General features: G+C 67.8%; 7 protein-coding genes and 2 pseudogenes. 6 read left to right on the top strand and 3 right to left on the bottom strand.

Annotation, left to right across the window (positions count from 1 at the left end; genetic code table 11):
- Positions 1-161, top strand: a pseudogene (locus ACLP4W_RS07210) (HNH endonuclease signature motif containing protein); the annotation flags it as partial.
- A gap of 1 nt (position 162) precedes the next feature.
- Here the strand turns inward: ACLP4W_RS07210 and ACLP4W_RS07215 are convergent.
- The 3 genes from ACLP4W_RS07215 to ACLP4W_RS07225 are packed head-to-tail and all read right to left on the bottom strand — an operon-like array spanning position 163 to position 2,569.
- Positions 163-1,245 carry a quinone-dependent dihydroorotate dehydrogenase gene (locus ACLP4W_RS07215; RefSeq protein ID WP_442385462.1) on the bottom strand — a complete coding sequence of 361 codons (1,083 nt, stop codon included), beginning with the start codon at positions 1,243-1,245 and terminating at the stop codon, positions 163-165.
- 32 nt (positions 1,246-1,277) lie between these two features.
- A complete protein-coding gene (locus tag ACLP4W_RS07220; RefSeq protein WP_442385463.1) occupies positions 1,278-1,484 on the bottom strand; it encodes a DUF5703 family protein in 207 nt (68 codons plus the stop codon).
- A 53-nt stretch (positions 1,485-1,537) separates the two neighbouring features.
- Entirely contained in the window at positions 1,538-2,569 is a 1,032-nt protein-coding gene (locus tag ACLP4W_RS07225; RefSeq protein WP_442385464.1) for a YncE family protein, read from the bottom strand.
- Positions 2,570-2,727: 158 nt separating this feature from the next.
- On the opposite strand from ACLP4W_RS07225, the gene ACLP4W_RS07230 reads away from it, so the two are divergent.
- The 5 genes and pseudogenes from ACLP4W_RS07230 to ACLP4W_RS07250 all read left to right on the top strand — a co-directional run.
- On the top strand, positions 2,728-3,030 hold the full coding sequence (locus tag ACLP4W_RS07230) for a hypothetical protein (RefSeq protein ID WP_442385458.1): 303 nt from the start codon (positions 2,728-2,730) through the stop codon (positions 3,028-3,030).
- 75 nt (positions 3,031-3,105) lie between these two features.
- Complete coding sequence (locus ACLP4W_RS07235; protein ID WP_442385459.1) at positions 3,106-3,873, top strand: histidine phosphatase family protein; 768 nt, start codon at positions 3,106-3,108, stop codon at positions 3,871-3,873.
- A 73-nt stretch (positions 3,874-3,946) separates the two neighbouring features.
- Positions 3,947-4,534, top strand: a complete 588-nt coding sequence (locus ACLP4W_RS07240; RefSeq protein WP_442385460.1) for a DUF3090 domain-containing protein — start codon at positions 3,947-3,949, stop codon at positions 4,532-4,534.
- Positions 4,518-5,342 (top strand): SCO1664 family protein, encoded by an 825-nt coding sequence (locus ACLP4W_RS07245; RefSeq protein WP_442385461.1) that lies wholly within the window; start codon positions 4,518-4,520, stop codon positions 5,340-5,342. The genes ACLP4W_RS07240 and ACLP4W_RS07245 overlap by 17 nt, the downstream gene beginning before the upstream one ends.
- Positions 5,343-5,373: 31 nt before the next feature.
- Positions 5,374-5,523 (top strand): annotated as a pseudogene (locus tag ACLP4W_RS07250) (3'(2'),5'-bisphosphate nucleotidase CysQ); the annotation flags it as partial.

The following is a 5,523-nucleotide window of genomic DNA, read 5'->3' on the forward strand; positions in this document are numbered from 1 at the left end:
TCGAACCCGGCGGCTGGACCACCCGCAAACGCAAAGACGGCACCACCGAATGGATCCCACCGCCACACCTCGACCACGGCCAACCAAGAACCAACACCTTCCACCACCCCGAAAAGCTCTTGGCCGATGGCGACGACGAAGACGACGATGGGGCGGCGTGATCTAACCCGGCGGCCTTCCCGGTGTAGGGGCCGCCGACCCGACCGCGTCGCTGAGCGAGGCGAACCCGCCGTCGTGCAACCGGCGGGCGATGCCGTCGTGAATGTGCTTGGGCCACAAGCCTCCTCCGTAGATGAAGCCGGTGTAACCCTGCAGCAGCGACGCGCCCGCAGTGATCCGGTCCCACGCGTCGTCGGCGATCTCGATGCCGCCGACGCTGATCAGCGCCAGGCGGTCGCCGACCCGGCCGTAGAGCCGGCGCAGCACCTCGGCGGAGCGGCGCGCCAGCGGTGGCCCCGAGATGCCGCCGGCACCGAGCTCGTCGGCCCCCGGTGTGATCAGTCCGTCGCGCGACACGGTGGTGTTGGTTGCGACGATGCCGGCCAGGCCGAGCTCGACGGCCAGGTCCGCGATGTCGTCGATGTCTGAATCGGAGAGATCCGGTGCGATCTTCACCAGCACCGGCACAGAAGCTTCCGAGAGAACGCCCTCGAGGATGGGCCGCAGCGACTCGACCGCTTGCAGATCGCGCAGGCCCGGCGTGTTGGGCGAGCTGACGTTGACCACCAGATACGACGCCAGCGGGCCGACCAGCCGGGCGCTCGCCCGGTAGTCGTCGACCGCGTCGGCGGCAGGGGTCGTCTTGGTCTTGCCGATGTTGACCCCGATCGGCACCTCGAGCCGGTGGCGCGCGAGCTGGATCGCCAATGCACCGGCGCCGCGATTGTTGAATCCCATCCGGTTCAGCAGGGCGCGGTCGGCCGACAGGCGGAACATGCGGGGGGCCGGGTTGCCGGGTTGCGGGTGCGCGGTGACGGTCCCGACCTCGGCATACCCGAAGCCCATCGCGCCCCAGGTGAGTAGCCCCGTGCCGTCTTTATCGAATCCCGCGGCCAGACCCAGCGGTCCCGGGAAGCGCACCCCGAACACCGTGCTGGCCAGCACCGGATCAGTGGGGCCGAGCAGCCGGCGCAACGACCGCCGCACCAAGGCGATGGCGGTGACGCCACGCAGTAGGGCGAAAACCAGCGTGTGGATGCGTTCGGGCGGGACCACAAAGAGCAGCCGGCGCACCAGGCCGTACAGCCGATGACCGCCTCGGCGGGGTTGGGTCAATGTCACAGTTCGGGCTGGTCGGGCCGCCGGCCATTCAGACGAGACTTCTTGCGGCGCAACAGCACCCGCCTGCTGCCGTCGGTGTAGAGCCGCACCCGCGTCAGCTCCCAGCCACGGTATTCGGCCTCGATGGACAACCGGGTCGACGCGCTGAGCCGGGTGACTTCCGGCGGCAGGCGCAGCGGCACCCACTCGTATTCGTCGGACATCTCGGTGTCCCAGCCCGCGGGCAGCCGACTCCGCCGCGCCGCGGGTCCGTCTTTCACGGGGTGCCCGCCGCGTGCTCGATGGCCTGGACCCCCGCACCCGACCCCGACACCACGTACAAGGTGTCCGACGCTTCGTCAAAGGCCAGCGTGTTGGGTTGCTGCACGGTTGGGTAACGCACCCTTTCGACGGGAATTCCGGTGGACAGATCGTAACCAATGACTGTGTTGGATGCGGTTTGGGACACCCAGGCCAATTTGCCGGAACCAACCAGGCCGTATGGGGCCTGGCGCACCGGGTAGGCCTGACGCAACATCAGCGGGTCGACGCCGTACACCAGCAGCTGGCCGCCGCGGGTGTCGGCGACCAGAATCGGGCCCAGCGGATCGGCGGCCAGGGTGGTCGCGCCCTCGCCGGCGCGCAGCGCCTGCTCAACCCGGCCGTCGGCGCCAATCGTCGTCACCGAGGTCTGTCCCCGGTCCAAAACCACCGTCGTATTCCCCTGTGTGACAATGGAATCGACGCGCGCGAAGATCTTGTTACGACTGCCGACGGTCGCGGTGCCAACGTCGCCCGCTGCCTGGGAGGCAAGGGTGTACACGGCGCCGTCCGCGCTGCCCAACACCAGCTTGCCGTCGGCGCGCTGCGCGATGGCGGTGAATTCGGCCTGCTGCGCCCCGGCGACATCCACCTGTGCGGTGCGGCCCGTCGACAGGTCGACCGCGAAGTAGCCGCCGTGGGCGGCCAGGAAGGCCGTGCCCCGGCCGTCGTCGGTCAGCGCGGCCGCCGGGCCCGGCAACGGGATGACACGCGGCGCGACGTTCGGGTCCCCGAACACGGTGATGCTGCCCGGCGCCGCCGGGTCGGCGCCGGGGGCCAGGACAGCCAATCGGTGAACGCTGCCGTCGAAGACCGCGGCCACGGCGTGTCCACCCAGCGGTCGCACCGCACCGGCCGGGTTCTGCGAGACGGGCGGTGACTCGGCCGCCCGCGCCGGCTCGATTGTGGGCGGCTTCTCGGAAGTGAGCGGATTCGACGAACAACCCGGTACCAGCACGGCCAGAACCAGCAAAAGCAGCTGAACAATAGAAACGCGCTGAGCTGCTAGTTTGCCAACATTATGCCATTGCAGCAATTATTTTCCTTCGCGTAACCAACATGATAGTCAAATTTTAAGGAACGGTTTCGCATCCAATATGGCCATGTTGCCCACATCGATTCCCGCTGGAGAGGTATGGTCGCGTCATGACCGTCATCGTTGACCGGCATATCGCGGATAAAGAGTTTGCTGTCGAGGACCTTTCGACAGGGATCTTTGCCAGCGGGTACGGACAAGTCGGTGATGGACGCAGTTTTTCCTTCCACATTGAGCACCGATCGCTCGTCGTCGAAGTTTACCGGCCGCGCCTGGCTGGCCCCGTTCCGCAGGCCGAGGAGGTGGTGGCCAGGGCGGTCCGCACCCTGGTCGACATCGACCTCACCGACGAGCGCAGCCTGACCGCCGCGGTACGCGACTCGGTCGCGCACGCGGTACCCATCTCCCGCTAGTCGCGCCACGTCGCGGCCACCTGCACCGGGTACGGTCGTCGTCGTGGCTGCGGTTTCGGCGATGTCTTGGTCGACATGACCGTCATCCTGCTGCGGCACGGGCGCTCCACTTCGAACACCGCGGGCATCCTGGCTGGTCGCTCCGAGGGCGTCGACCTCGACGACAAGGGCCGCGAGCAGGCCGCCGGGCTGATCGATCGGATCGGTGACCTGCCGATCCGGGCGGTGGTGTCTTCGCCGCTGCTGCGGTGCCGCCGAACCGTCGAGCCACTCGCCGATGCGCTGTGCCTCGAGCCGCTGATCGACGACCGGCTCGCCGAAGTGGACTACGGCGAATGGACCGGCCGCAAAATCGGCGACCTGACAAACGAGCCGTTGTGGAGGGTGGTCCAGGCCCATCCCAGCGCGGCGGTGTTTCCCGGCGGCGAGGGACTGGCGCAAGTACAGGCGCGCGCGGTGGCCGCCGTCCGCGAACACGACCGCCGGCTCGCTTCGGAGCATGGGGGAGAAAACGGCGGTGACGCGCTGTGGGTGGCTTGCACCCACGGCGACGTCATCAAAGCGCTTGTCGCCGACGCGTACGGCATGCACCTGGATGGGTTCCAGCGCGTCACCGCCGACCCGGCGTCGGTGAGTGTGATCCGGTACACCTCGCTGCGGCCGTTCGTGTTGCACGTCAACCACACCGGTGCGCGGCTGTCCGCGGCATTGCGTGCGGCTCCGCCACCGAAGGACGAATCCAAGGGTGATGAGGCTCACGGTGAGTCGAAGGGCGAGCCGCAAAACGGGCCGGCCGGAGTGGTGCCGCCGAGTGACGCCGTGGTGGGCGGCTCCACGGATTAATTCCGCTGCGGCGCATAATCGGCGCACAATCGAATCGCACGGCGACGGCAACTGCCGGTATTTTGGAGGTGCCATGGCCCGCGCAATTCACGTATTCCGCACACCCGACCGCTTCGTCGCCGGGACCGTTGGCCAGCCCGGAAACCGCACCTTCTACATCCAAGCGGTGCACGATTCCCGGGTGGTCTCGGTGATACTGGAAAAACAACAGGTTGCGGTGCTCGCCGAACGCATCGGTGCCCTGCTGCTCGAGGTGAATCGCAGATTCGGCACGCCGGTCCCTCCAGAGCCCGCCGAGGTCGAGGACCTCAACCCCTTGATCACACCGGTCGACGCGGAGTTTCGGGTCGGCACCATGGGGCTGGGCTGGGATTCGGAGGCTCAGACCGTGGTGGTCGAATTGCTGGCCGTCACCGACGCCGAGTTCGACGCCTCGGTGGTGCTCGACGACACGGAGGAGGGGCCCGACGCGGTGCGGGTGTTCTTGACGCCGGAGTCGGCTCGGCAGTTCGCCACCCGTTCCAATCGCGTCATCTCGGCAGGACGTCCGCCGTGCCCGCTGTGCGACGAACCATTGGACCCCGAGGGCCACATCTGCGCGCGCACCAACGGCTACAAGCGCAGCGCGCTGCTCGGGCCTAGCGATGACCCCCAGGAATAACGAGCATGACGACTGCGAGGCGCTGCGGGACGGCGAGCTGACGGTCCTCGGACGCATCCGCTCGGCCAGTAACGCCACCTTTCTGTGCGAGTCGACGCTGGATGAGCGCAGCGTGCACTGCGTGTACAAACCGATCTCCGGTGAGCAGCCGCTCTGGGATTTCCCCGACGGGACGTTGGCCGGCCGCGAACTCGCCGCGTACCTGATATCGAGGCACTTGGGTTGGAACATTGTGCCCTACACGATCATTCGTCACGGGCCGGCGGGTCCGGGCATGCTGCAGCTGTGGGTGGAGCAACCGGGTGACGCGGCCGACTCCGATCCCCGGCCGGGGCCCGACTTGGTCGACCTGTTTCCCGCCGACAAACTCGAGCCGGGTTATCTGCCGGTGCTGCGGGCCTACGACTACGCGGGCGACGAGGTCATCCTGATGCACGCCGACGACATTCGGTTGTGCCGGATGGCGGTGTTCGACGTGCTGATCAACAATGCCGACCGCAAGGGCGGCCACGTGCTGCGCGACCTCGACGGCCACATCTACGGCGTCGACCACGGGGTGTGCCTGCACGTGGAGAACAAACTGCGCACAGTGTTGTGGGGCTGGGCCGGCAAGCCGGTCGACGACCCGACCCTGAAGGCGATCACCGGGCTCGTCGAGGCCCTGGGCGGGTCACTTTTCGGCGAAATGGCCGGGCTGATCACCCGGGCGGAAATCGCGGCGCTGCTCAGGCGCGCGCACGCGCTGCTGGACAATCCGGTCATGCCCGGACCCAACCGGCATCGGCCCATCCCGTGGCCAGCGTTTTAGGGCGAGCTTCGCCGTCGGCGATACTGAAGCGGTGACCTCGGCCGGGGATGAGACGACAGACGCCGCACTGGCCGCCGATCTCGCCGCCGACGCCGGGGAGTTGTTGCTGAAGGTGCGCGACGAGATCGGTTTCGGTCATCCCTGGGCGCTCGGCGACGCGGGTGACAGCCTGGCGAACGAC

Source organism: Mycobacterium sp. (genome assembly GCF_052145595.1).
Classification (GTDB): domain Bacteria; phylum Actinomycetota; class Actinomycetes; order Mycobacteriales; family Mycobacteriaceae; genus Mycobacterium.